At 60.4% G+C, this 255-nt stretch carries 1 pseudogene; it reads left to right on the top strand.

The window, feature by feature from the left end:
- Positions 1 to 255 (top strand): annotated as a pseudogene (locus VSR34_RS39250) (amino acid:proton symporter); the annotation flags it as partial.

Genomic DNA, 255 nt, shown 5'->3' with positions numbered 1-255 from the left:
GGTGATTCCCATCGAAGCCGAAGCGTCGATCCAGTACATGAGCACCTGGCCCTATGAGTGGGCGCATGCGCTGTTCGTCGACGGATCGTTGACGCATTCAGGCCTCGGGCTCTCGGCGATCCTCGTGGTCATCTACTTCATGCTCAACTACTGGGGTGTGAAGCTGTTCGCGCGGGCCAACAGCGCCATCACGATCTTCAAGTTCATCATCCCGGGCCTGACGATCGCCGGCCTCATGGCGGGCAGCTTCCACCA

This window comes from Paraburkholderia sp. JHI2823 (genome assembly GCF_038900695.1).
Taxonomy (GTDB): Bacteria; Pseudomonadota; Gammaproteobacteria; order Burkholderiales; family Burkholderiaceae; genus Paraburkholderia; species Paraburkholderia mimosarum.
Note: the sequence above shows the minus strand (reverse complement) of the source record. Positions and strands in the feature narration are given on the sequence as shown.